The sequence below is a fragment of the Streptomyces sp. SID14436 genome (assembly GCF_010548465.1).
In the GTDB taxonomy this organism is placed as follows: domain Bacteria; phylum Actinomycetota; class Actinomycetes; order Streptomycetales; family Streptomycetaceae; genus Streptomyces.
The window spans coordinates 1-1,214 of record NZ_JAAGMD010000903.1; the positions used below are offsets into that span (position 1 = coordinate 1).

At 78.3% G+C, this 1,214-nt stretch carries 1 pseudogene; it reads left to right on the forward strand.

What is annotated here, in order from left to right:
* Nucleotides 1–1,214, forward strand: a pseudogene (locus G3I53_RS33075) (hypothetical protein); the annotation flags it as partial.

Sequence of the window (1,214 nt, forward strand, 5' to 3'; positions counted from 1 at the left end):
TCGTGGACCCGCCCGCCCGGCGGGACGGGGACGTGGGGGGCGGCCCGGACCGGCTGCCGCTGTCCGGGACGCTCGGCGCGTCCGGCTGGGCCGCGCTGCGCGAGGTGGCGGCGCGGCGGGGTGTGACACCGACCGCGCTGCTGCTGGGCGAGTTCGCGGCCGTTCTCACGGACGCCGGGGCCCGGCTCCCGTTCAGTCTCGTGCTGACCACCAGCGACCGGGCGCGGACGCGGGGCGCCGGGGACACCGTCGGCGTGTTCACCTCGACGCTGGTGTTCCCGGTGGCCGACACGGATCCCGTCGCGGTGCAGCGGCAGCTGGCGGAGGACCTCGACCACGCGACGGTGCCCGGTGTCGTCGCGCTGCGCCGCCGCCGCGGCGGCGTGCCGGACCTGCCGGTGGTGTTCACCGGCATGCTCGACGACGGGCGCCCGCCGCGCGGGTTCCCCGAGCGCTACGCGGTCGGCCGCACCTCCGGGGTGGCGCTGGACCACCAGGTGTGGGAGGCGGACGGCGCCCTGCACTACCGCTGGGACGTCGTCGAGCGGGCCTTCCCCGGGCCGGGTGCCCGGGACCTGTTCGAGGCGTACGGGGCGCGGCTGCGCGCCCTGGCGGGGGCGGCGGACCCGGACGGGCCGGGGGGCCGAGGAGCGGAGGCGGAGGACACGGTGGAGCAGGAGGGCGAGCGCCCGCTCGACGACCTTCAGGAGGCGTACCTGGTGGCCCGCGCGCTGGGCGACGAGGACGCGGGCGGCTGCCGGATGGTGCTCGGCTACGAGGTCGACGGCCTGAACGCCGGACGGCTGCGGGAGGCGGTGACCCGGCTGCTGGAGCGGCACCCCGTGCTGCGGGCCCGGGTCGACGCCGGACACGGGCTGCGGATGCCCTCCCGGAACGCGCCGGTGGCCGCGCCGGACATACCGGAGGTGCCGCTCACCCCGGAGCTGCGCGCGGAACTGCTGCGGCAGCCCTTCCCGTTGGGCGACGGACACCTGGACGTACGCGTGGGGCGCGGCGAGGACGGGCGGGACACGGTCCTGCTGACGGTGGACCTGGCCCTGATCGACGCGCGCAGTATCCACCTGGTGGGGCGGGAGTTGATGCGGCTGTACGCGGACGGCCCCGACGCGGCCGCCGCACCGCCCGTCCGGCCCGCCGGGACGGCCCCGTCCCTGGGGCCGGAGGAGGCGGCGGAGCACTGGCGGCGCCGGGTG